Below are 24,461 nucleotides of genomic sequence, written 5' to 3'. Positions count from 1 at the left end.
CATATGACCGCAGAAACGCTTCCCCTGATCCTCTGGGTCGTCATCGGCTATCTGCTGGGATCCATCCCCTTTGGCATCATCATCAGCCGGGTGATGGGTTTGGGCGACCTGCGCCAGATCGGCTCGGGCAACATCGGCGCAACCAACGTTCTGCGCACCGGCAACAAAGGAGCCGCCGCCGCGACGCTGCTGTTCGACGCCCTGAAAGGCGCCGTCGCCGTCCTGTTGGCCAGTGCGCTGGCGCCCGCAGGCATCGCAAAATGGGCCGGGCTCGCCGCTTTTATCGGCCATTGCTATCCGGTCTGGCTTAGGTTCAAGGGCGGCAAGGGCGTGGCGACCTATCTCGGCGTCGTTCTCGCGCTGAGCTGGCCGGTTGGCCTGCTGTGCTGCGCGACATGGCTGTTCGCGGCGATCATCTCGCGCATTTCCTCGGTGGCTGCATTGACGGCCGCAATGTCCACCACGGTCTGGATGTTCATGATGGCGCGGGTCGATCTGCTGGTCATGGGCACGATCCTGACCTTCCTGATCTACTGGCGGCACCGGGCCAATCTGGCGCGACTCAAGGACGGGACCGAGCCAAAGATCGGCCAGAAATAAACGCCTAAAGCCCCCGGGGCCTCGCCTCAGACAACCTCAGAGATCACGCCAGCCACATCGGCTGCATGGGTCACGGTCAGCATATGCCCCGCCCCCTCGATCACGACTTCGCGGCTGTTGGGCAACCGGTCCAGCAAACCTTCGTGCACCTGCGCTATGATCGGCACGGTTTCGGCGCCCCGGATCAACACGACGGGGCAGGTCAACCGTTCTATCCGGCCCGCAGCCAACATGCCGCTGCGATCCTGCCAAAGGCTCGGCTCGGTTCCTGCGACAAACGGCATGCCGCGCGCCATGTCCTCTTGCACCGATTTGGGGAACCTGTCCCAAGGAATGCCGCCACCCCATATCCGGTTGAAGGTGCGCGCCGCCTCGGCCATGTTCCCGCTGTGACAGACGGCAAAGAAATCTTCTTCCCGGGCACGATGGTCATCATATCCCGGTCGCCCTTTGGCCGCCGCGAAAAACACCGGCTCGATCAATGTGAGCGAGGCCACCTTTTCCGGCGCCTCCAAGGCCAGCCGCAACGCCACCGTTGCGCCAAAGCTGTGACCGATCAGATGCATATCGGGCGAGAGCAATCCGCGCACCGCGTCGCAAGCCTGATCATGCACGTCGCCTTCGTCGGAAAAGCGCGCGCTGCGCCCATGGCCGGGAAAGTCCGGCGCGGTGATGGTCAGGCGTTCACCCAAACCACTGGCCATCGCTTTCCACATCCCGGAACTGCCTAGCCCGCAATGCAGCGCCAGCGCGTGCTGAGCCCCATGGCCAAAGCTGCGGATGTTCACTGAAGCGGCCTCGACGAACATTCCCTCCATCAAAGCTCGCCCGCCAAGTGCTGATCAAGATCGGCCAACCTGTCCTGGCCCCAGAAATTCTGCCCGGTGTCGACAACGTAGAAAGGCGCTCCAAAGGCGCCTTTGTCCACGGCCTCATCCAGATTGCGCGCATAGGTCTCGGCCCCGACCAGCAGCCCGCTGTCGGCCAGCGCAGGATCAAACCCAGCCTCGGTCAGACACGCCCGGATCACCGCATCGTCGGCGACATCCTTTTCATCGGCCCAGCACGACCGCAGGATCGCGTGGCAAAGTTTGCCCATATCACCGCCCCCGGCGTTTTGCGCCGCGATCACGGCATAAGAGGACGGCGCCATGTTCGTCGGCCAATGCGCTGGTTTCAGGTTGAAGGGCACTCCGCGCTTTTTCGCGTGGCGTGTCAGTTCCTGCGCGCGATAGGCCTGACGGCTGGGATGACGTTCGCCCGGAGGCGTGCCACCGGTGCGCGCAAACAATGCCAGAATGTCCAGCGGTTTGTATGTGATCGTTGCGCCATGTTTGGCGGCAATATCCTCCAGTTCGGTGCCTGCAAGATATGCATAGGGCGACAAAGTCGCAAAAAAGTAGTCAATGTGGGCCATGTCGTCGCCTTTCGCGCGTGATGCTGGAAGGCAAACTAGGGCCATGCTAAGCGATCCGCAACGTTACGAATCCTTCACAATCTCCGGAGCTGCCGCCCATGGCCATCGTCGTTGAACCCAAGCTGATCTCGGGCAATGCCAACAAACCCCTTGCTGCGGCGATTGCCCGGCGGATGTCGCTTTATCGTGGAATGAGCGTTGGCCTTGTCGATGCTCGCATCGAACGTTTCAACGATCAGGAAATTTTCGTCGAGGTTTACGAGAATGTCCGCGGCGAGGATATGTTCATCATCCAAAGCACCTCGAACCCGGCCAACGACAACCTGATGGAGCTGCTGATCATGGCAGATGCGTTGCGCCGCTCATCGGCCAGCCGCATCACCGCGGTGATCCCGTACTTCGGCTATGCCCGTCAGGACCGCCGCACCAAGGCCCGCACCCCGATCACCGCCAAGCTGGTTGCCAACATGATCGCCGAAGCAGGGATCGAGCGGGTTCTGACGCTGGACCTACACGCCGCGCAGATTCAGGGGTTCTTCGATATTCCGGTGGACAACCTCTATGCCTCTCCGATCTTTGCACTGGACATCCTGCGCCAGTTCAAGGGCAACATGGAAGATATCATGGTGATCTCGCCCGACGTTGGCGGCGTGGCCCGCGCCCGCGAACTGGCTAAACGGATCAATGCTCCACTGGCAATCGTCGACAAGCGCCGTGAAAAGCCCGGCGAAGTGGCCGAAATGACCGTGATCGGCGATGTGACCGGCAAGAAATGCTTTATCGTCGATGACATGTGTGACACGGCCGGAACGCTGTGCAAAGCCGCCGAGGTGCTTATGGAGCATGGCGCGACCGAGGTGCACGCCTATATCAGCCACGGCGTGATGTCCGGGCCGGCGGTCGAGCGGGTGACCAATTCGGTCATGAAATCGCTTGTTCTGACCGATTCGATCCAACCCACTGAAGCCGTCGCCAGCGCTCCGAACATCCGCATCCTTCCGACGGCGCCGATGTTCGCGCAAAGCATCCTGAACATCTGGAACGGTACATCGGTCTCGTCATTGTTCGAAACGGACACGCTTGGGCCGATCTACGAAGGCATCCTCTGAAAAAGCTTCGCGCCGGGTTGATCCGCGTCAATGCCTGGCGCATCGACTCGTCCGATTGTTCCGCAAAGCTGAAATGTGAGGTCCGCCCATGCCAAAAAATTTCATGATGGCTGCGGCACTTCTTGCGGCCGCATCAGCAGGGCATGCGCAGGATATCGATCCCCATGCGCTTTACGAATCCGCCTGCGCGGGCTGTCACCGCGCCCACTCTGGCGATTTCGTTTTTGAAAGCATGACAATGACCGGCGCGGGGCTTGAAGGCAAAACCACCGGAAAGCTGGTCGCCGATCTTCTTGGCGCAGGTCACGGTCGGCTCAGCTCTGCGGAAACCGACACGCTGATCGCCCATTTCGAGGCGATCAATTCCGGTGGCCAGCTGTTTCAGGACAAATGCTTTATCTGCCATGAACGGGCTGTCGTGCTCTCCCGGCTCAAACTGGTAGAGGAAGACGGACGGCTTGTTGGCCGTTACACCGGGCGCGATATCCAAGCGTTCCTGCATGAACACGGGCGTCTGACACTGGATGAAATCCCGATCATTCTGGAGCGTCTGCAAAGCCAGATGCAGTAGGGATCAGTACAACTCCCAATCGTCCTCGCTCGACACCTCGCCAATCGCCATCCAGGTCATCCGAACACGCGCGACCCGCGTGTCCGACCATGTGCGGAAAACAAGGTCAAAGCCGGTTTCGGTGACCATCTCTGCCGCTATATCCGCGCGGACATTGGCCCCCTGATCCATGTCCCAAAGCGACAACGAAACCTGAACCGAAGGGATTGAGCGGAAGGGTTCCGAGAACTTGATCTTCTTGCGCCGTTCCCGCGATCCGTGGCCGGTCCACATATCACCGCCACTGGCAAAATCCGAGAACACCTCGTCATTGCCCTGATCAATCCCGATAAGCGATCCGACATACTTCTTCATGGGCGCCCTCTAAGTCCTTCCCTTTGAGGTAGTATTTCGTCATTTCGGCAAAAATTGGAACGCAAAAGGCAAATGCCAAGACCTTTGGCCGATATGTTGTGCCCACGGTCGCGCCACGTGCCCCGCGGATCGCGCCGGAGGCGCGACCCGCGATATCCTGTGCGCCGAAGGCGCTCAATATGATAACCCGCACCCATAAACAAAAAGCCCCGCTCCGGTGACCCGGGCGGGGCTTTTAAATTCAAGGTCTACAATCTCAGAACGATGGGCTCATCGGATCAAGACCGATGTGGGTGCCCACGGCGACCATGTCCTGAAGCAGCTTGGCCGCATCGTCCACCGGGCCAGGCTCGTTCTGAAAGGCTTCCTTGGTCTGGTGATAAAGGTCTTGCGCCTCTTTCACCAACGCCTCATAGGTCGCCTGATCCATATCCGAACGCGGCAGCGCTTTTTCAGCCAGAACCGACAGGCTCTCGCCAATCTCCGCGAAACCACCCGTAACAACGAATTCTTCCATCCCGCTCTCGGTTTCCACCTTGAGGATACCGGGGCGCAGGGTTGTGATCGTCGGCGCGTGGTTCGGCATGGCGGTCATGTCGCCATCCGCACCAGGGATCTGAACCGATTTAACACGGGTCGACAGCAAGCTGCGTTCCGGGCTGACCAGATCAAATTGCATTGTCTCTGCCATGTGAAACTCCTTTCACATCAGGGGGCCACAGCGGCCCCCCGACTGGGTTGAGTTAGGCAGCGTCAGCGGCCATTTTCTCGGCTTTGGCGAGCACTTCGTCGATGCCGCCAACCATGTAGAAGGCCGCTTCGGGAAGGTGGTCATACTTGCCAGCAACAACGTCCTTGAACGATGCGATGGTATCCGCAAGCGGAACCTGCACGCCGTCCGAGCCGGTGAAGACCTTCGCAACGTCGAAGGGCTGCGACAGGAAGCGCTGGATCTTGCGGGCACGGGCCACGGTCAGCTTGTCCTCTTCCGACAGTTCGTCCATCCCGAGGATGGCGATGATGTCCTGAAGCGACTTGTAGCGCTGCAGGATACCCTGAACGTCACGGGCCACCTGATAGTGCTCTTCACCAACGATCTGCGGATCCATGAGACGCGAGGACGAGTCGAGCGGGTCCACAGCCGGGTAGATGCCGAGTTCCGAGATCGCGCGGTTAAGAACCGTGGTCGCGTCAAGGTGGGCAAAGGTGGTTGCAGGCGCCGGGTCGGTAAGGTCGTCCGCGGGAACATACACAGCCTGGATCGAGGTGATCGAGCCCGACTTGGTCGAGGTGATGCGTTCCTGCATGGCGCCCATGTCGGTGGCCAGCGTCGGCTGGTAGCCCACAGCCGAAGGGATACGGCCAAGAAGTGCGGACACCTCGGAACCGGCCTGCGTGAAGCGGAAGATGTTGTCCACGAAGAACAGAACGTCGGTACCGGACTGGTCGCGGAACTGCTCGGCCAGGGTCAGGCCGGTCAGAGCAACACGGGCACGCGCGCCCGGAGGCTCGTTCATCTGGCCGTAGACCAGCGCCACTTGGCTTTCTTCCAGGTTATCCAGCTTGATAACGTTGGATTCGATCATCTCGTGGTAAAGGTCGTTGCCTTCACGGGTCCGTTCGCCAACACCGGCGAACACGGAGTAGCCCGAGTGCACCTTTGCGATGTTGTTGATCAGTTCCATGATGAGAACGGTCTTGCCCACGCCGGCGCCGCCGAACAGGCCGATCTTGCCGCCTTTGGCGTAGGGGGCCAGCAGATCGATGACCTTGATGCCGGTTTCCAGAACTTCCGATTCGGTCGACTGCTCTTCGAACGAAGGGGCGGGCTGGTGGATCGAGCGGTACTCGGTCGCGTTCAGCGGCGCGCCTTCGTCAACCGGCTCGCCGATCACGTTCAGGATGCGGCCAAGCGTAGCGTTGCCAACCGGCACCGAGATCGGGCCGTCGGTGTCACGCACTTCCTGACCACGGACAAGACCTTCGGTCGCGTCCATGGCGATGCAGCGCACGGTGTTTTCGCCAAGGTGCTGCGACACTTCCAACACCAGCTTTTTGCCGTTGTTATCGGTGTTCAGCGCGTTCAGAATTTCCGGCAGGTGGTCTTCGAACTGCACGTCGACCACGGCGCCAATCACCTGGGTGATTTTGCCTTTTGCGTTTGCCATTAATCGTCTCCGGTTCTTAGAGCGCCTCGGCGCCCGAGATAATTTCGATCAGTTCGTTCGTGATGACGGCCTGACGCGAACGGTTGTACTGGATGGTCAGCTTGTCGATCATTTCGCCAGCATTGCGCGTTGCGTTGTCCATGGCCGACATCCGGGCACCCTGTTCAGAAGCGCCATTCTCGAGCAGAGCCGAGAAAATCTGAGTCGCGACACCGCGCGGCAGCAGATCGGCAAGGATTTCCTCTTCGCTCGGCTCATAGTCATAGAGCGTCGAGGCACCTTGGTCTTCCTCGCCGGTGCTTTCGTAAGCGGCGGGGATGATCTGCATGGCTGTCGGATCTTGGCTGATGACCGAGTTGAACTTGGCGTAGAAAATCGTCGCCACGTCGAACTCACCGTTGTCGAAACGGGCCAGAATATCGCGCGCGATGTCCTGAGCGTTGCCGTAGCCGACGCGCTTGACATCACTCAGATCGACGTGGCCGATGGACAGATTGCCATACTCCCGTCTCAGCTGTTCGCGGCCCTTCTTGCCGACAGTCAGGATCTTGACCGTCTTGCCAGCCGCGCGCAGCTCTTCGATCTTCAGCTTGGCAAGCTTCACGATGTTCGAGTTGAAGCCACCGCAAAGCCCACGTTCAGAAGTCATCACGACGAGCAACTGCACATCGTCTTTGCCCGTCCCGGCCAAAAGCCGGGGCGCGCTGTCACTTGTGCCGACCGAAGCGGCCAACGACGCCATCACACCATTGAAACGGTCCGCGTAGGGGCGGGCCGCTTCGGCCGCATCTTGGGCGCGGCGCAATTTTGCAGCCGCGACCATCTGCATGGCCTTGGTGATCTTGCGGGTCGATTTGACCGACGCGATCCTGGTTTTAAGGTCCTTGAGATTTGGCATTGCCTTATCTCCTTACGCGAAGTCGGCGGCGAAATCGTCGAGTGCTGCCTTGATCTTGTCGGCCAACTCGCCCTTCACCTTCTGATCGTTGGTTTCGATATCATTCAGAAGGTCAGCGTTCTTGCCGCGCAGGTGTGCCAGCAGGCCAGCTTCAAAGCGGCCAACATCACCGACAGAAATCTTGTCCAGATAACCATTGGTGCCGGCATAGATCACACAAACGATCTCGGCGTTGGTCAGCGGCGAATACTGCGGCTGCTTCATCAGCTCGGTCAAACGCGCACCACGGTTCAGCAGCTGCTGGGTTGCGGCGTCGAGGTCAGAACCAAACTGCGCAAAGGCCGCCATTTCGCGGTACTGAGCCAGCGACAGTTTCACCGGACCAGCAACCGAAGACATCGCCTTGGTCTGAGCCGAGGAGCCAACGCGCGAAACCGACAGACCGGTGTTCACGGCAGGACGGATGCCCTGATAGAACAGTTCGGTTTCGAGGAAGATCTGACCGTCGGTGATCGAGATCACGTTGGTCGGAATAAAGGCCGAAACGTCGCCGCCCTGGGTTTCGATGATCGGCAGAGCCGTCAACGAGCCCGAGCCATTGTCTTCGTTCAGCTTTGCCGAACGCTCCAGCAGGCGCGAGTGAAGATAGAAAACGTCGCCCGGGTAAGCTTCGCGGCCCGGCGGGCGACGCAGAAGCAGGGACATCTGGCGGTAGGACACGGCCTGCTTGGACAGGTCATCATAGATGATCAGGGCGTGACGGCCATTGTCGCGGAAAAACTCGGCCATGGCGGTCGCGGCGTAGGGCGCGAGGAACTGCATGGGGGCCGGGTCGGATGCGGTTGCCGCAACGACGATCGAATAATCGATGGCGCCGGTTTCTTCGAGCTTTTTCACCAGCTGCGCAACGGTCGAACGCTTCTGACCGATGGCAACGTAGATGCAGTACAGCTTCTTGCCTTCATCGTCGCCAGCGGCTTCGTTGTAGGACTTCTGGTTCAGGATCGCGTCCAGAGCAACGGCAGTCTTGCCGGTCTGACGGTCGCCAATGATCAGCTCGCGCTGGCCACGGCCGATCGGGATCATGGCGTCCACAGCCTTGAGGCCGGTTGCCATCGGCTCGTGCACCGATTTACGCGGGATGATGCCCGGCGCCTTGACGTCTGCCACGCGGCGCTCGGACGCGTTCAGCGGGCCTTTGCCGTCCAGCGGGTTGCCCAGACCGTCAACAACGCGGCCCAGCAGTTCGTTCCCGGCAGGAACGTCCACGATGGAGTTGGTGCGCTTGACGATGTCACCTTCTTTGATGTCCCGGTCGGAACCGAAGATAACCACACCGACGTTGTCGGTTTCCAGGTTCAGGGCCATTCCCATGATACCACCCGGGAACTCGACCATCTCGCCAGCCTGAACGTTGTCGAGGCCATAGACGCGGGCAATACCGTCACCGACGGAAAGCACGCGACCGACCTCGGCAACTTCGGCGTCCATGCCGAAGTTCTTGATCTGGTCCTTCAGGATCGCAGAAATCTCTGCTGCTTGGATACCCATTTATCCGACCTCTTTCATTGCATTCTGGAGGGAGTTGAGCTTTGCGCGGATCGACGTGTCGATCATCTTGGAGCCCACCTTAACGACAAGACCGCCGATGAGGCTTTCATCAACGGTCGCATTGATTTTGACGTCACTGCCGATCTGGGCCTTGAGCGTCTCGGCAAGTTTCTTGGACTGGTCCGCGGTCAGGGCCTGCGCCGAAACCACATCTGCGGTCACTTCACCCTTTTCTGTCGCGATCATCTCGCGCAGGCGGCGCACCATGGCGGGCACCACGAACAGGCGACGCTTGGCAGCCATCAGACCCAGCGCATTCTGCACAGCGGGGATCAGGCCCATTTTCTTGGCAATAGCCACGATGGCGGCGCCTTGCTCGTCCCGCGAATAGATCGGCGAGCTGATCAGATCGCGCAGATCGGCACTGCCGTCCAACGCTGCTGACAAGTCGTCAAGATTAGCTTCAAGCTTGGGAAGATCGTTACCGTCCTTCACAAGCCCGAAGATGGCGGTGGCATAGCGCTCGGCGATGCCGGAGGAAACAGATGCTGATTCAGACACGTCCACCCTTCCGATATAATGCCCCCGTGTCGCACCGGTATCCCGGGCGGCCGAGGGCTTGGTCGCACCTTGATTAGGTCCAAGGCAATATAGATCGCGGCGGATGTAGCAGAGCCTATCCCACGTCGCAACATACTAACACTCTTTTAACGTTTACGCTAAACCTCTTGTTTTCAGGCACTTGGCTAAAGTGCGACCATGTGTGCACCTTTTGAACGACAAAAAAATGAGGTTTTGGGCGGATTTACCGATTCCGAAACTTCAAATCAGTGCGAATTCGCGTGCATGGATCGCCGCCAGATGCCCGATCGTCCACGCGCGTTTTCAATCACGGCGCGCGGGTGCGCCGCGAATCTGCCCTTGATGCCTGCCGATCCATGGCGTTCTGTGACCACATCTGCGACCGTACCGTAGAGTATCAATGGAATGGTCTTGGCGCTATTGCTGTTCGCGGGTCTGTTCACGATGGGCTCTGATGACGGCTGTTGCCACATGCACCTTGGAAGGCGGACCAGGGGATGACACCCTGCGCGTGAACCTCTCCGACAACAATGGCGGGGCCGTTATGACCGGCGGTGACGGCGAAGACCGTTTCGAGGTCGCGACCTACCCCTATGGCACGCTGGGCGCGCCGCAGGCGGTAACGATCGGGGACTATACGCCGGTTGAAGACAAGCTGGTTCTGGACTTCCGGCTTGGCCAACACCGCAACGACGATCAGGGCCTGCCAGGCGGCCTGACTTTTGCAAACAAAACCCATTAGGTTGAAGTCGAGACTGACACGCAGGCCGGTTTCGACATCGCTTTGCCGGGGGTCATGTCACTCGCGACAGAGGACGTGTATCTGCATGATTACGTTACCGGAAAGGACCTGCCCTTCCTCACGGTCGCGCCCGGCGAGACCGTGACAGTGGCGGATGCGGGGACCTGTTCGGCGATGAGGATGACGCTGCCACCCATGAGGGTGGGCGCGCCGTGGTGAACCTTAGCGAAGGCAGCAATGTGATGACAACGGCCGGCGGATCACCGGAGGTTGCGGCCGGGGCTGGCAATGACACCTTCCTGCATGAAGCCGCCGACGCTCCCGCGGACACGCCTTACATCAGCTCGATCGAACCGGTTCTGGTGCCCGAACCGGGCGACAATCCGGCACTGGCAACATATTATGGCGGCGCGGGCAACGACAGCTTCACTGTCACCGGTGACCACATGGAAGCCTTCGGTGAAGAAGGCGATGACGTGTTCGTCGGTGCGCTGGGCAGCGGCTACGACGTGGCCTTCCACGACGGGAGTGCGGTGGACGTGCAATTCGGTCAGGATGTGTTCGAACGCGATGCAGGTAGCGAAGTAGCTCTGACAATCACGCCCGTGGCGATGATTGATGCGCAGGCTGCCCATTGATGCCGAGATCGCCGTCGTGGTGCCCGCCGGAACGCCGGGGTCATTTACCGTGGCGCCCAACGCATCCGATCCCTCTCAGAATTATGGCATCCGGCACGACTACCTGATCGTTGGCAACGGCGTGGAACTGGCGCGCTTTGTCGGCGGGCCCGCCACCCCCTTCGAGCCAGTGCCCGGCACCTTGCCGTCCAACATCACCGTGACCACCGGGCGGTAACGGGACGGTGGGCGGGGCGATGCTTTGCAAAAGCGAGCGCCGCACAGCGGCCAGCTCAGATCGGCTTGGCCACTTTGCCCGGCTTCGGGGTAAGAACCTCCAGCGGATTCAGAACCCGCGCCGACTCGCCCAGTCCCTTGCGAGTCGGCGGATAGCGCTTCGAGGCCACGACCATCATCACGCCGCCGGCCATCACCGCCGGAATGGCGCGCCCGGCCTGTTCCCACATCGGCGCCGTCTTCATCCAGAACCGCCGCGTGGATGGCGGCTGGTACAGCACCGAGACATGCGCCTCGGGGAGAAAATCGTGCCGCTTGAGCTGCACTTCCAGCTGACCGCGCGAATAGGGCCGCCCATACCCAAACGGCGTCGCATCCGAACGCGCCCAAAGCCCTGACCGGTTCGGCAACACGAACAGCGCTTTACCCCCTGGCCCCAGAACCCGGTAACATTCATCCAACAACTCGGATGGCTTTTCGGATGTCTCCAGCCCGTGCATCAGGATCAGCCGATCCACATGCCCGGTCTCGATCGGCCACTGGGTCTCTTCGCACAGGACGGACACGTTCGGCATCCCTGCGGGCCAGGGCATAACCCCCTGCGGCGAAGGCATAAGCGCGATCACCCTGCGGGATTCCTTGAGGTACGGGCGCAAAAGCGGCACCGCAAAGCCAAATCCGGCGACGGTCTGCCCTTTCAGCTTGGCCTCGGGCCAGAATCCAAGGGTCTGGTTGCGAATGACCTTCTGCGCCGCCCGCCCCAGCGCGCTGCGATAATAAAAGTCCCGTAAGGTCTGCACGTCCAGATGCATTGCAGTCCGGCCCTTGATGCGTTTGACTGCAGCCAGTCTGACAAAGCGCGGAAGGAAAGACCATGCCCCTTGAAATCGTCACAATCCCCTGCCTGTCCGACAATTATGCCTATCTGGTCAAAGGACCCGACGGCGTATGCGTGATCGACGCCCCCGAGTCTGGCCCGATCATCGATGCACTTGACGCGAGGGGCTGGACGCCCGGTGTCATCATGTTGACCCATCACCACTGGGATCACGTTCAGGGTGTCGAAGAGATCAAGGCACGATATGGCTGCAAAGTCATGGGCCCCAAGGCCGAAGAGGCCAAACTGCCACCGCTGGATATGGCACTCGAAGAGGGCATGAATGGCGGCACGGGCGAAGCCTACACGGTACCCTTGATGGTGCCGGGCCATACGCTGGGACACATGGCATTCTACTTTCCCAACGGCGGCGCCGTCTTTACCGCTGACAGCCTGATGGCGCTGGGCTGCGGGCGTGTCTTCGAAGGAACGCCGGAAATGATGTGGGAAAGCCTGTCCAAACTCGCCGCCCTGCCCCCCGAGACCATTGTTTACTCGGGTCACGAATATACGACGTCGAATGCGAAATTCGCGCTGACTATTGAACCGGACAATTCTGCGCTTAAATTTCGTGCAGAAGAAATCGCACAAGCCCGCGCCGCGGGCCGTCCCACCGCCCAGGTTCCGCTTTCTTTGGAACTGGCCACCAACCCCTTCTTACGGGCTTCAAATCCAGACGTGAAACGCGCCTTGGGAATGGAGAACGCCTCGGACGTCGAGGTCTTCACCGAAATCCGTGCCCGCAAGGATAAATTTTGACGCCGATCACGTCTTTTTGCAGAGAAACCGCAAAAGTGACCGGTGCGTACATAGAAAAAACTTGAAGAGTTGGGAATATCGACCAAACTTTAAGACAATGAGGCAATGCTGGTCCCTTGGGAGCGGCGCAAATCAAGAGGAGCACTCAAGTGCCTTCATTCTCGAACACCCTTGAGCAGGCAATCCACTCGGCTCTCGCGCTGGCGAATTCGCGCAGCCATGAGTTTGCCACGCTGGAGCATCTGCTACTGGCGTTGATTGACGAACCAGACGCCGTGCGGGTGATGAAGGCCTGCTCGGTCGACACCGAAGAACTGCGCACCACGCTGGTCGAGTTCATCGACGAAGACCTGTCCAACCTCGTGACCGACATCGAAGGATCGGAAGCGGTGCCGACCGCCGCTTTCCAGCGCGTGATCCAGCGCGCGGCGATCCATGTTCAGTCCTCGGGACGTACAGAAGTGACCGGTGCCAACGTACTTGTCGCCATCTTTGCAGAACGCGAGTCGAACGCGGCCTATTTCCTTCAGGAACAGGACATGACGCGTTATGACGCGGTGAATTTCATCGCCCATGGCGTCGCCAAGAACCCGGCCTACGGCGAAGCGCGGCCTGTTCAGGGCGCTCCGGAAGAGGAAGAGTCGCATCAGAACGAAGCCGAAGCGCAAAGCGCCGAAAAGGAATCGGCTCTGGCGAAATATTGCGTCGATCTGAACGCGAAATCCCGCGATGGTGACATTGACCCGCTGATCGGTCGTGATCACGAGGTTGAGCGCTGCATTCAGGTGCTGTGCCGCCGCCGCAAGAACAACCCGCTTCTGGTTGGCGATCCCGGCGTTGGCAAAACCGCGATAGCCGAAGGACTGGCCCGCAAGATCGTCGCTGGCGAAACTCCCGAAGTTCTTAGCCACACCACGATCTACAGCCTCGACATGGGCGCGCTTTTGGCAGGCACCCGCTATCGCGGCGACTTTGAAGAGCGGCTCAAGGCCGTGGTGAATGAACTCGAAGATCACCCGGACGCGGTGCTCTTCATCGACGAGATTCACACCGTGATCGGCGCTGGCGCAACCTCGGGTGGGGCTATGGACGCCTCGAACCTGCTGAAGCCGGCGCTTCAGGGCGGGAAACTGCGCTGCATGGGCTCGACCACCTACAAGGAATTCCGTCAGCACTTTGAAAAGGATCGCGCGCTGTCGCGGCGGTTCCAAAAGATTGACGTGAACGAGCCTTCGGTCGAGGACACGATCAAGATCCTCAAGGGCCTCAAGCCCTATTTCGAGGACCACCACGGCGTGAAATACACTGCCGATGCGATCAAATCCGCGGTCGAGCTTTCGGCGCGCTACATGAATGACCGCAAGCTGCCGGACAAAGCCATCGACGTCATCGACGAAGCCGGTGCCGCGCAGCACCTTGTGGCCGAATCCAAGCGCCGTAAGACCATCGGCACCAAGGAGATCGAGAATGTCGTGGCCAAGATCGCCCGCATTCCTCCGAAAAACGTCAGCAAAGACGATGCTGAGGTGCTCAAGGATCTGGAAAAGAGCCTCAAGCGCGTGGTCTTTGGTCAGGACAAGGCGATCGAGGCACTGTCCTCGGCAATCAAGCTGGCCCGTGCTGGCCTCCGCGAGCCGGAAAAACCCATCGGCAACTATCTTTTTGCCGGCCCGACGGGCGTCGGTAAAACCGAGGTGGCCAAGCAATTGGCAAGCACCCTAGGGGTGGAGTTGCTGCGGTTCGACATGTCCGAGTACATGGAGAAGCATGCGGTTTCGCGTCTGATTGGTGCGCCTCCGGGCTATGTCGGCTTTGATCAGGGCGGTCAGTTGACCGACGGCGTCGATCAGCATCCGCACTGTGTGCTGCTGCTGGACGAAATGGAAAAGGCGCACCCGGATGTCTACAACATCTTGCTGCAGGTGATGGACCACGGCACCCTGACTGACCACAATGGCAGGACAGTGGACTTTCGCAACGTGATCCTGATCATGACGTCCAACGCGGGCGCCGCCGAGCAGGCAAAGGCCGCTATAGGCTTTGGTCGCGACCGCCGCGAGGGTGAAGATACCGCCGCGATCGAGCGCACCTTCACGCCGGAATTCCGCAACCGTCTGGATGCGGTGATCAGCTTTGCTCCGCTGCCTAAGGATACCATCCTGCAGGTGGTCGAAAAGTTCGTGCTTCAGCTTGAGGCGCAACTGATGGACCGCAACGTGACCATAGAACTGAGCAAGCCCGCCGCCGAATGGCTGGCCGACAAGGGCTATGACGACAAGATGGGCGCGCGCCCGCTCGGCCGTGTGATTCAGGAATACATCAAAAAGCCGCTCGCCGAAGAGCTTCTGTTCGGCAAGCTGGCCAAGGGTGGCATCGTCAACGTCTCGGTCAAGGACGGCGAATTGGATCTGAAGCTGGAAGGCCCGGAAAGCCCGCGGCTCAGTTCCAAAAAGCCTCCGCTTCTGACGGCTGAATGAAGTCAGCTCTGATTGCACTTGTTTCCGCCGCGAGTCCGCTCGCGGCGGAACCGTTTCTGGACCTGCCCATTGCCTGCACCTTGGGCCAAGACTGCTATATCGAAGCCTACGTTGATACCGACCCGAGCCCGGGCCGTGCCGATTACACCTGCGGATTACGAACGCGCGATAAGCATAGTGGTATCGACATCGCCGTTGAAAGTTTTGAGATGGCTGACATGGGCGTTCCTGTCCTCGCCGCGGCGCACGGCGTGGTCGAAGCAACCCGTGACGGCGTTCCCGATCTGCCCCCCTACGACCGTTTCCAAGGCGAAAACGAATGCGGCAATGCAGTTCGGATCGGGCATGATAACGGGCTCAAGACCCTGTATTGCCACATGAGAACGGGCTCTGTCGCCGTCCGCAGCGGAGACACCGTCACGACGGGGCAGCAGATCGGGCTGGTCGGCCAAAGCGGGATGACCAATTTCCCCCACGTCCACATGTCTGTCCTGACCAGATCCGGCACCGGTATCGACCCATTTGCACCCGAAGCCAAAGACACCTGCGGATTGGAGCAGAAAACGCTTTGGAACGACCCGCCCGCATATCAGAAGACCGGATTTTTCACTGCCGGGTTTTCAACCAATATCCCCAGCATGGAGGCCGTCGTCTCAGGCGCAGCGCGCAAAGCGTCAGCTTCCCCGGAAGACGCACTGGTTGTTTATGGACGAATTTTCCATGCCCAGCACGGCGATGTGCTTCAGTTCAAGGCGCATGGACCGAAGGGCGAAATCTTTGAACACTCGCAGGTGTTGAAGGCCCCCAAGATAAACCTGATGCGCGCCTTCGGACGACGCGCGCCCGCTGAGGGATGGCCATCGGGCATGTACCGGGGCGATTTGACCCTGACCCGCAAGGGTGAGCTGATTGCCAAACGCTACGCCTTTATCGAGGTCAAATAGAGCTCAGCGTTCAGTTAGCTTCAGCTCGATCCGGCGGTTCTGTGCCCGCGCTTCCGGTGTGTTTTCTGGATTGACAGGTTGGTATTGGCCAAAGCCGTTGGCCGACAATCGCGTCGGCGGAATGCCAAGAAAATCAATCATATAGCGCACGACTGACAGCGCACGCTGCTGGCTGAGATCCCAGTTGTCCTGAAATTTTCCACCCGCGCGCATCGGGACATTATCGGTGTGGCCATCAACCCGAATGATCCAGTCAATGCCATCAGGAATTTCATCCGAGATCTCGCGCAGGATGCCCGCGACCTTTGCAATCTCGGATTTGCCCAGGTCTGACAGGTCTGCCTCGCCCAGAGGGAACAGAACTTCAGAGGAAAAGACAAACCGGTCGCCTTCGATCCGAATGCCCTCGCGGTCTCCGACGACCTCGCGCAGGCGGCCGAAGAACTCCGACCGATAGCGTTCCAGATCTTTGGCCTGCTCTTCGAGACGAATGCGCTCGGCCTCTTCCAACTGGCGGCGGCGGCGTTCCTCGGCGGCGACGCGGGCCAGCGCGGCGTTCAGTTCAGAGCCCAGGTTTTGCAATTGAACCTGCGCCGCCTCATCCGAGGCGCGCGAATCGTTCAACAGCGCCTGCAGTTCGCCCAACTGCTGGCGCAGCGCGGCAACTTGCTGGTTCAAAAGTTCAGCCTGTTTCTGCGCTTCGCTGCTGCGTTCCTGACTGACGGCCAGTTCTTCGCGCGCCTGCGACAGCAAGACTTGCCGTTCTTCGGCCTGAGACAAGCGCGCTGAGGCTTGGGCTTCGGCGGCCTTCTGCGCGGCCAATGCCGCAGTCAATTTTGCACGGGTCTCTTCAACGGTTGCGTCCGAAGCCAGGCGGGCGGCAAGGGCATCGGCCAGTTTTTCTTCCAGTGAGCGGGCATCATCCACTCGTTCCGCCGCACGCGCTTCGGCCTCGGCCAGAGCTTGCTGCAAATTGGCGATCACAGTGTCGCGCTGCGCCGCTCGGGCGCGGGCAACATCCAGTTCGACGCTGAGCCGTTCGTTCTGCGCGGCAAGCGCGTTGGCGTCCGCACCTTCGCCAAGCTGCTCGGACAGGGCTGCATTTTCCGCTTCGAGCGCGGCTACGCGTCCGGAGCGCGCCTCGGCCCGCTCGAGCGCGGTATCAAGTTGCGACTGCAACTGCGCCGCCCGGCCCTGCAATTGGGCGATCTGGTCACCTTGCGTGCTGTCGCGGCCCTCAAGTTCGGCCAAACGCGCAGTCAACTGACTGTTGTCGTTACGCAGGTCTGCGAGCGCCGCGCGCGCCTCCTCGGCGGCGCCGCGCGCCGTCGTCAATTCCGCCTCTACCGCTGCTTTTTCGCTGCGCAGGGCGGTCAATGCGGTCGCGCCATCTGCTGCAGCCCCCTGCGCAGCCGACAGATCAGCCACAAGGGAATCGTTGCGCTGGCGCAGGGCCTCAAGTTCAGTCTGGAGCGACTCGGCCTCGGTCAGACGCGCCAGGGCAGCCGCCAACTGAGCCGAAAGATCGGACAATCGCGTCTGCGCCGCCCCCGCAGCCCCCTGCGCCGAGGCCAGATCGCGTTCCGTAGCTTCACGGGATTTCTGCTCTTCGTCCAAGGCGCGTTCGGCAGCGGTTCTGGCCGCACGTTCATCGGCTAAATCCTCGCGCAGGGTGGCAAGCCGTTCATCGGTCTCGGCTCCGGCAGCGCGGGTGTCAGCCAAGGTCGCGGAAAGCTGGGCAATCTCGGTTGTCGCCGCGTCCAGCTTGGTTTGAAGGGCCTGCGCCTCGTCTTCGCCTGCCAACAGCGCGGCGGCAAGGCGGGCGTTCAGATCGGTTTCCGCTTCGCGCGCAGCGGCCAGCAGGGTCAAGGTATCCTCGGCCCGCTTGCGCTCGGCCTCGAGGGCCATGGTCATGGCGGTCAGCTCCGCATCAGCCCCCTCAAGCCGTTTGCGCAGGGCGGCGGCGGCCTCTGCCTCTAACAATTTGGATTTCTCTTCTTCGGTCAGCGCCTGAGACAAATCATCCACGCGCCCGGACAGCGCTGTGATCTGCGCCGTCGCATCAGCATTTTCCTTGCGAAGATCCGCCACCAAAGCCTCCAGCGCCTCGCGCCGGGCGGTCAATTCATCACGGGCGCTGGTCAGTTCGGTCACCTGATCGCGGGCGTTGTCGCGTTGCGACAGAAGGTTCGCAACTTGCGCTTCGAAATCAGTGATCTGGCTCTGGGCGGCCTCAAGTTCGGCGGCCTGACGGTCGCGGGTGGCGGTCAGGGTGCTGATGATCCGCACTTGTTCGGCCAGCCGGGATTCGGCGCTGGAGAGCGTGGATTCCAGCTCGCCCATCTGGTTTGTCAGGGCGGTGTTCCGGCGTTCCTGCACGCCCAGCGCATCGGCCAAAGCGGCGATCTCCGAGGACAGCGTGTTCAGCTGGTCCTCTTGACCGGTGATGGTTTCGCGCAGCACGAACTGGATGATCATGAAGATCGACAGAACGAAGGTCAGAACCAGCAAGAGCCCGGTCATCGCATCGACGAATCCGGGCCAGATATTGGCCTGAAAGCGCGCGCCGGTGCGTCGTGACAGGGCCATGGCTTAGCCCCCTGTTGCGCGCTTGGCGATGGCAGCCAGACTGCGGGACATACTGCCAATTTCGGTGCGCAGTTCGGCCATGCTTTCCTGCCGCCCGGCGCTGATTTCTTCGAGCAGGCGCAGCATCTGGACGTCGATCGACCGCAGGCGCATCCGGCTTTCGGGGTCCAGCCCTTCGCTGGTTTCCTTTTCGCGGATCGCTTCGGCCAGCAGTTCCTGCCCTTCGGCAATCCGTGCCATCGACGACGCGGTGGGCGCCGTCGCCTCCATCCGTTCGGTCATGCGTTCGATCGAATCCGCCAATTGCCCAAGGCGACTGTCCACCTCGGAGCGGCCCTGTTCCGACTGCGCGAAAAGGTATTGCAAGGTCTCGATCTGCTCGGCCATGCGGTCAAGCACGATGCCGGCCGCGCCCAGATCGGGGCCATCACCGTCCCCTTCGCCATGCGAAAAGCCCAGCTTGGTGATCGAGGACAGCCATTCCTCAAGCTCGCGGTAGAAACGGTTCTGCCCATGGCCTGCGAAGAGTTCCAACAACCCAACGACCAGTGAACAGGCCAGACCCAAAAGCGACGAGGCAAAGGCCACACCCATCCCGCCCAGTTGGTCTTCGAGGCCGGACATCAGGCGGCCGAACACCTCGGTCCCGGATTCACCTTGCTGTGGGGCAAGGCTGCGGATCGTATCGACCAGCGCGGGAACCGTGGTGGCAAGGCCATAGAACGTGCCCAAAAGACCGAGGAAAATCAGCAAGGACACGATATATCGCGTAATTTCGCGCGCTTCGTCGATCCGTGTCGCCACACTGTCCAGGATCGACCGGGTCGAGGTGGTGGTGATCTGCATCCGCTTGTCGCGGCGGCGCAGCAGCGCGGCCAGCGGCGCCAGCAACTGCGGCGCACCGGCGCGCGTGCCCTGCTGATTCCCCGGCGCGGCGAACTGTTCGATCCAGCGGACCGAGACGATCAGTTGCACCACCTGATAGAAACAGGCCAGCACCCCCATCACAAAGACAAACAGGATGAACCCGTTCAGATAGGGATTGGATTCAAAGACCGGCAAGACCCTTGGCAGCGCCAGAAAAGCGCCCACAGCCGACAGTGCCAACACGACAAGCATGAGGGTCACCTGCCGCACAGGTTGGGAAAAATGAAGCTCGGCCTCGAGGTCGGGCTGGTCCATCGGACACCTGACGCGTTTGTTTTACTGGGCAGAAGTTAAGGGCTAAGCGCCATTAAGCCAAGGGCTTATGCGGTCAGATGCCTCACGCGATCCACAAGCCATTGCAGTTCTGCATCCGGGATGCCCAATTCCTCAAGATGCGCGGCGGTATTGTACAAGTATTCCGTGTTCGGCCCGCGTCCGCCATGGGCCTTGGCGATGATCTGCGCCTGCTCTTCAAGCGAAAGCCGGCAGTATTGCACATGGTCGCGGTCGATCACATAGGCCACCGCGTCGATCCGCGTACCGTCCTCCAGATCCAGCGTCAGGGTCTTTTCCAGATAGGCCGCCGAAACCAGCTCGCGCTCGCGCAGATACTCAAGCGTCTGGTCCTCGCTGCCGGGTTCCGCGCGCAGCGCCACCCCTTCGCATAGGGCGCCGCGATGTGCATCCAGCGCCAGAACAAGACCGGGCTCTTCCTCGCTGCCGCGATGGTGGATCGAGCGCATGCAAAAGCTGCGGGAGTAATCTGCAAGGCGCGCGTGCCGCTGCTCGGCCACCTCGAACCCCGGGTGCCACAAAAGCGATCCATATCCGAAAACCCATAGCGTCATGGTTCTGGTCCTTGCCGTTTCATACCTGTAAACACCACAAACAAACGAGTTTAAAGGGGCGCCCCAAGTGAAACGTCTGTTCTTTGCCATCGTTGCAGTGGCGCTCTTGTGGTCGGGCTATTGGGTCTTTCAGGCCTACTCCCTGCGCAACAGCCTCGAGCATTGGTTCGAAGCTCGTCAAGAAGATGGCTGGGAAGCCTCCTACAGCGATCTTGCCGTGCGCGGCTTTCCTAACCGTTTGGACGTGACGTTCACGGATCTGGTTCTTGCGAATCCGGACAATCAAACTGTCTGGGAAGCGCCATTTTTCCAGATGTTTTCTTTGGTCTACACTCCCGGCCATTGGATCTTTGCCTGGCCGGACACCCAGACGCTGGGCACCAAGGATGGCACCTACCAGATCACGTCCGAAGGGCTGCGCGCCTCGCTTGTGACCGAAGACGATCGTATCCTGCGCACCAACCTTGAGGCTGCAATCCTGAACATTTCCGGCCCCACCGATCTGGCTATGGCCGGGCTGAACTTTGGCGTCGCCGCCGAGGAGGAAACCCCGAACCGCCTGCGCATCGGCCTTAGCGCCCAATCCATCGCCAGTTCGCGCGGCGCGTTGGGCCCCACAACTGCCGACAAACTCGACGAGGTCACCCTGCGCACCGAAATGACCTTTGACAAGGTCTGGACCAAGGACGCGCTCAAAGGCGACAAACCGCAACCCACCCGGATCAATCTGCCGCTTGCCGAATACAAGGCAGGTAAACTGGAGCTGAAGGCCACCGGCGAATGGGACGTCGACAGCAAGGGCCGCCTTGATGGCATTGGCACCCTACGCGCGGTCAATTGGCGCGACATGCTGGACAACGCCACATCCAACGGCGATCTGCCCGAGGGGCTGGCGGGACTCCTGTCAGACTCCATAGGCCTTGTGGCCAGCCTGTCTGGCAATAAAAAGACCCTCGACCTGACCTTCAGCTTTGACAAAGGCAAGATTTCGATGGGGATCTTGCCGCTCGGCAACGCCCCAAAGATCCGTTTCAAATAACTGGCTGCATTTTCGCGACAACTGGCGGTGCAGCCCCTTATCCTCAGACCAACAAAAGCTTTTCCAAAGCCCGCCCCATGACTTGCGCCGACTGCACCATATCGGTGATCCCGACCCATTCGTCGGGTTTATGCGCAAGGTCCAGTACACCTGGTCCGTAAGCGATACAGTTCTTCAGGCGCCCGATCCGGTCAATGTGCTTTTGGTCATAAGACCCGGGCGATGCGACAAAATCCGGCTCTTTTCCCAGAACCTCGCGCACCGCTTCGGCGACGGTGGTAACCACCGTCGCGTCCCGGTCGGTCATGGACGGGATGATCTTGTTGATCTCTCGCAACTCATAGTCAAAACGCGGCCGGTCGGCCTTGAGCCCTTCCAGTATTCCGACAATCTCGCCCTGAACCGCCTCAAAGGGTTCCTCGACCAGATATCGCCGGTCGATCACAATCCTGCAACTGTCGGGTACACAACAGGCAGGCAATCCGCTGTAATCTTTCGGCAACTCGTCCGATCCGCCGTGGATCGCGCTGATGTTCATCGTCGATTGACGCGCGCCTTCCGGCACAACTGGCATTTCGGTTCGGCGTGTCGCCATGGCCGGATAAAGCTGATCCTCAAAGGCATCGAGAACCGCGCCCATATGCCGGATCGCGCAATCGCCCAGAAACGGCATCGAGCCATGGGCGATCTCACCCCTGGTCTCGATCTCTGCCCACCACCCACCGCGGTGGCCAAGGCAGATCCGGTCCTTGTTGAGCGGTTCAGGGATGATCACATGTTGCACGCGCTCGGGGTCAAAGAACCCCTTCTCGGCCAGATAGGCGACGCCGCCATAGCCACCCGATTCCTCGTCGGCCGTGCCGCTGATTTCGATGGCCCCAGCAAACTCGGGGTGTTCTTCGAGGAACGCCTCGGCTGCGATGATCGACGCCGCAAGCCCGCCCTTCATGTCACATGCGCCGCGCCCATAGATCTTGTCCCCCTCGACTTCGCCGCCAAAGGGATCACGCGTCCAGCCGCGCCCGACCTCGACCACATCGGTGTGGCTATTGAAATGCACGCAGTCACCCGGACGAGTGCCTTCCCGCCGCGCCACGATGTTCCAACGCGGATAGCGGTCGCTGTCTCCCGGCGCGCCCGTTGCGCGGATCAACTGGCAGTCGAACCCATTCGGCGCCAGTCGACGTTCGAGAAAATCACAGATGTCGCGATAGCGATCCCCCGGCGGGTTCAGTGTCGGAATTCGGATCAGATCCCGCGTCAGCGCGACCAGATCATCGCGCTTGTCTTCGATACGTTTGCCCAGCCCGTCGCTCATGCCAGCACCTCCAAAGCCTGAGTGTGACGCCTTTCTCGACAGGTTCAAGGGCTTAGGACGCGGTGCGCGCCTTCGCGCGTTCAAACTGCGATATTGTCGATCAACCGCACCCCGGCCAACCACGCCGCCGCCAAAATCCGCGCGGGCCTGTCGGGTTTATCCAGCAAGGTCAGATCGGCATTCGCCCGCAGGTCAAGATATTCGACCTCGGTAAAGCCCGCCGCCAGAATGCGCGCCCTTGCGGTCTGCGCCAAGTCATTGGCCAATCCACCGGCGCGCAGCCCTTCGGCCATGTCTTGCATCACCTCATGCAAGGCCGCCGCCTTGGTCCGAGAGCGGTCCGACAAAAGCAGGTTGCGCGAGGACATCGCCAGCCCGTCCATTTCACGGATCGTCGGGCAGCCCACCACCTCGACGTCCAGATCAAGGTCCGCTGACAGCCGCCGCACCACCTGCAACTGCTGGAAATCCTTTTCACCAAAAAACGCCTTGTCTGCGCGGGTCTGGGTGAACAGCTTGGTCACAACCGTCGCCACACCGTCGAAATGCCCCGGTCGATGGGCGCCGCACAGCACATCTGTCAGCCCCGCAACGGAAACCGAAGTCGCAAAGCCGTCGGGGTAAATCTGATCCCCTCCCGGCACATAGACGGCATCCACGTCAAAACGTTCAAGCTTGCGGGCGTCGTCCTCTTCCGTGCGCGGATAGTTGTCCAGATCGCTTTGATTGTTGAACTGCTTGGGATTCACAAAGATCGTCACGATCACCCGGTCGCAGGCGGCCTTGGCGGCGGCAACAAGGCTGAGGTGCCCGTCGTGCAAGGCACCCATGGTTGGCACAACGCCCACCTCCTCGCCCGCGCGTTTCCAATCGTTCACACGGCCGCGCAAGTCGGCCTTGGTGCGGAGTATCGGCGGAATCATTTGGCCTTTCCCGGCTTTTGGGTCGGGGGGGCCTCGCCAAAGACATGTTCCGGCCCGGGAAACTCCCGCGCCTTCACCGCGCGGGCATAGTCGGCAATTGCGGCCTCGGCATCCTCACCCAATGTGGCAAACCGTTTCACGAACTTGGCCTTGAAGGCGGTGAACAAGCCCAACATGTCGTCGACCACAAGGATCTGACCGTCACAGCCTGCGCTGGCGCCAATGCCAATGGTTGGAATCGCCACTTCGGCAGTCACGCGATCGGCCAAAGCCTCGGGTACCTTCTCCAGCACAACCGCAAAGGCGCCTGCGTTGGCCACGGCCCTTGCATCGGCCATCAAAGCCGCCCCGGCATCCCCGCGCCCCTGCACCTTGTAACCGCCGAGCGTGTTGATCGATTGCGGCGTCAGGCCCACATGCGCCATCACCGGGATTCCGCGATCCACCAGAAAGCGGATGGTCTCGGCCATGCCGACGCCGCCCTCAAGCTTGACCGCGCCCGCGCCGGTTTCGCGCATCAATTGCGCGGCATTGCGAAAGGCCTGCACCGGGCTTTCTTCGTAGCTGCCAAAGGGCAAGTCGATCACCATCATCGCGCCGGACAGCCCACGCGCCACGGCCTTGCCGTGCAGGATCATCATCTCCATCGTAACTTCGACGGTGGATTTCAACCCATGCAGCACCATCCCGACCGAATCCCCAACCAGCACGAAGTCTACATGCGGGCTCATGAGTTCTGCCATTGGGGTCGTATAGCAGGTCAGGCTGACGATCGGCTCTCCGCCCTTGCGGGCAAGGATATCTTCGGGCATGGGCGCCCGTTTGCCGGTTTCTGCGCTCATATCGCGCCTCCTCACGCAATAATGTTGCGCGAAGGTTTAGCATTTGCTGCATTGCAGCGCCAGCAAAGATGC

Annotated in this window: 25 protein-coding genes; 10 read left to right on the top strand and 15 right to left on the bottom strand. The window is 60.5% G+C overall.

From position 1 onward, the window contains the following. Positions 1 to 3: 3 nt before the first annotated feature. Entirely contained in the window at positions 4 to 600 is a 597-nt protein-coding gene (gene plsY, locus ACOYQJ_RS19765) for a glycerol-3-phosphate 1-O-acyltransferase PlsY (RefSeq protein WP_422907732.1), read from the top strand. A 26-nt stretch (positions 601 to 626) separates the two neighbouring features. Here plsY and ACOYQJ_RS19760 read toward each other — a convergent pair whose 3' ends face one another. Together ACOYQJ_RS19760 and ACOYQJ_RS19755 are read right to left on the bottom strand one after the other, a co-directional pair. Beyond that, a complete protein-coding gene (locus ACOYQJ_RS19760; protein ID WP_422907731.1) occupies positions 627 to 1,418 on the bottom strand; it encodes an alpha/beta fold hydrolase in 792 nt (263 codons plus the stop codon). Further along, positions 1,418 to 2,017, bottom strand: a complete 600-nt coding sequence (locus ACOYQJ_RS19755) for a 2-hydroxychromene-2-carboxylate isomerase (protein WP_422907730.1) — start codon at positions 2,015 to 2,017, stop codon at positions 1,418 to 1,420. Before ACOYQJ_RS19755 ends, ACOYQJ_RS19760 begins: the two co-directional genes overlap by 1 nt. A gap of 98 nt (positions 2,018 to 2,115) precedes the next feature. Here ACOYQJ_RS19755 and ACOYQJ_RS19750 point away from each other — a divergent pair, with 98 nt between their 5' ends. After that, a complete protein-coding gene (locus ACOYQJ_RS19750) occupies positions 2,116 to 3,126 on the top strand; it encodes a ribose-phosphate pyrophosphokinase (RefSeq protein ID WP_422907729.1) in 1,011 nt (336 codons plus the stop codon). 88 nt (positions 3,127 to 3,214) lie between these two features. Beyond that, complete coding sequence (locus tag ACOYQJ_RS19745; protein WP_422907728.1) at positions 3,215 to 3,697, top strand: hypothetical protein; 483 nt, start codon at positions 3,215 to 3,217, stop codon at positions 3,695 to 3,697. A 3-nt stretch (positions 3,698 to 3,700) separates the two neighbouring features. Here the strand turns inward: ACOYQJ_RS19745 and ACOYQJ_RS19740 are convergent, their stop codons facing one another. The 6 genes from ACOYQJ_RS19740 to ACOYQJ_RS19715 form a co-directional block, all read right to left on the bottom strand. Continuing rightward, positions 3,701 to 4,051 (bottom strand): H-type lectin domain-containing protein, encoded by a 351-nt coding sequence (locus ACOYQJ_RS19740; RefSeq protein WP_422907727.1) that lies wholly within the window; start codon positions 4,049 to 4,051, stop codon positions 3,701 to 3,703. Positions 4,052 to 4,307: 256 nt separating this feature from the next. Next, positions 4,308 to 4,742 (bottom strand): F0F1 ATP synthase subunit epsilon, encoded by a 435-nt coding sequence (locus tag ACOYQJ_RS19735; protein ID WP_422907726.1) that lies wholly within the window; start codon positions 4,740 to 4,742, stop codon positions 4,308 to 4,310. A gap of 52 nt (positions 4,743 to 4,794) precedes the next feature. Then, positions 4,795 to 6,219: a F0F1 ATP synthase subunit beta gene (atpD, locus tag ACOYQJ_RS19730; protein WP_422907725.1), complete on the bottom strand. Its 1,425-nt coding sequence runs from the start codon at positions 6,217 to 6,219 to the stop codon at positions 4,795 to 4,797. A 16-nt stretch (positions 6,220 to 6,235) separates the two neighbouring features. Then, positions 6,236 to 7,117 carry a F0F1 ATP synthase subunit gamma gene (locus tag ACOYQJ_RS19725; protein ID WP_422907724.1) on the bottom strand — a complete coding sequence of 294 codons (882 nt, stop codon included), beginning with the start codon at positions 7,115 to 7,117 and terminating at the stop codon, positions 6,236 to 6,238. A 12-nt stretch (positions 7,118 to 7,129) separates the two neighbouring features. Next, positions 7,130 to 8,668 carry a F0F1 ATP synthase subunit alpha gene (atpA, locus tag ACOYQJ_RS19720; protein ID WP_422907723.1) on the bottom strand — a complete coding sequence of 513 codons (1,539 nt, stop codon included), beginning with the start codon at positions 8,666 to 8,668 and terminating at the stop codon, positions 7,130 to 7,132. Beyond that, on the bottom strand, positions 8,669 to 9,235 hold the full coding sequence (locus ACOYQJ_RS19715) for a F0F1 ATP synthase subunit delta (RefSeq protein WP_422907722.1): 567 nt from the start codon (positions 9,233 to 9,235) through the stop codon (positions 8,669 to 8,671). 469 nt (positions 9,236 to 9,704) lie between these two features. On the opposite strand from ACOYQJ_RS19715, the gene ACOYQJ_RS19710 reads away from it, so the two are divergent. From ACOYQJ_RS19710 to ACOYQJ_RS19700, 3 genes are all read left to right on the top strand, one after another. Further along, positions 9,705 to 9,992: a hypothetical protein gene (locus tag ACOYQJ_RS19710; protein ID WP_422907721.1), complete on the top strand. Its 288-nt coding sequence runs from the start codon at positions 9,705 to 9,707 to the stop codon at positions 9,990 to 9,992. A 242-nt stretch (positions 9,993 to 10,234) separates the two neighbouring features. Beyond that, entirely contained in the window at positions 10,235 to 10,630 is a 396-nt protein-coding gene (locus tag ACOYQJ_RS19705) for a hypothetical protein (protein WP_422907720.1), read from the top strand. After that, the gene (locus tag ACOYQJ_RS19700; RefSeq protein WP_422907719.1) at positions 10,611 to 10,847 is read left to right on the top strand and encodes a hypothetical protein; all 237 of its coding nucleotides are present in this window, start codon (positions 10,611 to 10,613) and stop codon (positions 10,845 to 10,847) included. Before ACOYQJ_RS19705 ends, ACOYQJ_RS19700 begins: the two co-directional genes overlap by 20 nt. A gap of 55 nt (positions 10,848 to 10,902) precedes the next feature. Here the strand turns inward: ACOYQJ_RS19700 and ACOYQJ_RS19695 are convergent, their stop codons facing one another. Further along, positions 10,903 to 11,658, bottom strand: coding sequence for a class I SAM-dependent methyltransferase (locus ACOYQJ_RS19695; RefSeq protein ID WP_422907718.1), 756 nt, complete (start codon positions 11,656 to 11,658; stop codon positions 10,903 to 10,905). A 62-nt stretch (positions 11,659 to 11,720) separates the two neighbouring features. Here ACOYQJ_RS19695 and gloB point away from each other — a divergent pair, with 62 nt between their 5' ends. The 3 genes from gloB to ACOYQJ_RS19680 all read left to right on the top strand — a co-directional run bounded on the left by gloB (position 11,721) and on the right by ACOYQJ_RS19680 (position 15,903). Further along, positions 11,721 to 12,482, top strand: coding sequence for a hydroxyacylglutathione hydrolase (gene gloB / locus ACOYQJ_RS19690; protein WP_422907717.1), 762 nt, complete (start codon positions 11,721 to 11,723; stop codon positions 12,480 to 12,482). Between the two features lie 149 nt (positions 12,483 to 12,631). After that, entirely contained in the window at positions 12,632 to 14,959 is a 2,328-nt protein-coding gene (gene clpA, locus ACOYQJ_RS19685; RefSeq protein ID WP_422907716.1) for an ATP-dependent Clp protease ATP-binding subunit ClpA, read from the top strand. Continuing rightward, entirely contained in the window at positions 14,956 to 15,903 is a 948-nt protein-coding gene (locus ACOYQJ_RS19680) for a M23 family metallopeptidase (RefSeq protein ID WP_422907715.1), read from the top strand. The genes clpA and ACOYQJ_RS19680 overlap by 4 nt, the downstream gene beginning before the upstream one ends. Before the next feature lie 3 nt (positions 15,904 to 15,906). Here the strand turns inward: ACOYQJ_RS19680 and ACOYQJ_RS19675 are convergent, their stop codons facing one another. The 3 genes from ACOYQJ_RS19675 to ACOYQJ_RS19665 all read right to left on the bottom strand — a co-directional run bounded on the left by ACOYQJ_RS19675 (position 15,907) and on the right by ACOYQJ_RS19665 (position 20,267). Next, complete coding sequence (locus tag ACOYQJ_RS19675; protein WP_422907714.1) at positions 15,907 to 18,492, bottom strand: peptidoglycan -binding protein; 2,586 nt, start codon at positions 18,490 to 18,492, stop codon at positions 15,907 to 15,909. Positions 18,493 to 18,495: 3 nt separating this feature from the next. Further along, positions 18,496 to 19,674 (bottom strand): flagellar protein FliT, encoded by a 1,179-nt coding sequence (locus ACOYQJ_RS19670; protein ID WP_422907713.1) that lies wholly within the window; start codon positions 19,672 to 19,674, stop codon positions 18,496 to 18,498. Positions 19,675 to 19,739: 65 nt separating this feature from the next. Further along, on the bottom strand, positions 19,740 to 20,267 hold the full coding sequence (locus ACOYQJ_RS19665; protein ID WP_422907712.1) for a gamma-glutamylcyclotransferase: 528 nt from the start codon (positions 20,265 to 20,267) through the stop codon (positions 19,740 to 19,742). Between the two features lie 67 nt (positions 20,268 to 20,334). Between ACOYQJ_RS19665 and ACOYQJ_RS19660 the strand changes: the two genes are divergently transcribed. Next, positions 20,335 to 21,306: a DUF2125 domain-containing protein gene (locus ACOYQJ_RS19660; RefSeq protein WP_422907711.1), complete on the top strand. Its 972-nt coding sequence runs from the start codon at positions 20,335 to 20,337 to the stop codon at positions 21,304 to 21,306. Positions 21,307 to 21,349: 43 nt separating this feature from the next. Here the strand turns inward: ACOYQJ_RS19660 and ACOYQJ_RS19655 are convergent, their stop codons facing one another. From ACOYQJ_RS19655 to panB, 3 genes are all read right to left on the bottom strand, one after another. Continuing rightward, positions 21,350 to 22,624, bottom strand: coding sequence for an acetylornithine deacetylase/succinyl-diaminopimelate desuccinylase family protein (locus ACOYQJ_RS19655; RefSeq protein WP_422907710.1), 1,275 nt, complete (start codon positions 22,622 to 22,624; stop codon positions 21,350 to 21,352). A gap of 80 nt (positions 22,625 to 22,704) precedes the next feature. Then, positions 22,705 to 23,547, bottom strand: a complete 843-nt coding sequence (panC, locus tag ACOYQJ_RS19650; protein ID WP_422907709.1) for a pantoate--beta-alanine ligase — start codon at positions 23,545 to 23,547, stop codon at positions 22,705 to 22,707. Continuing rightward, positions 23,544 to 24,389 (bottom strand): 3-methyl-2-oxobutanoate hydroxymethyltransferase, encoded by an 846-nt coding sequence (gene panB / locus ACOYQJ_RS19645; protein ID WP_422907708.1) that lies wholly within the window; start codon positions 24,387 to 24,389, stop codon positions 23,544 to 23,546. The genes panC and panB overlap by 4 nt, the downstream gene beginning before the upstream one ends. Positions 24,390 to 24,461 lie beyond the last annotated feature (72 nt).

The organism is Pacificoceanicola algae (assembly GCF_049341065.1).
Classification (GTDB): domain Bacteria; phylum Pseudomonadota; class Alphaproteobacteria; order Rhodobacterales; family Rhodobacteraceae; genus Pacificoceanicola.
The sequence above is the reverse complement of the archived record's forward strand: the minus strand, read 5'-3'. Positions and strand labels throughout refer to the sequence as shown.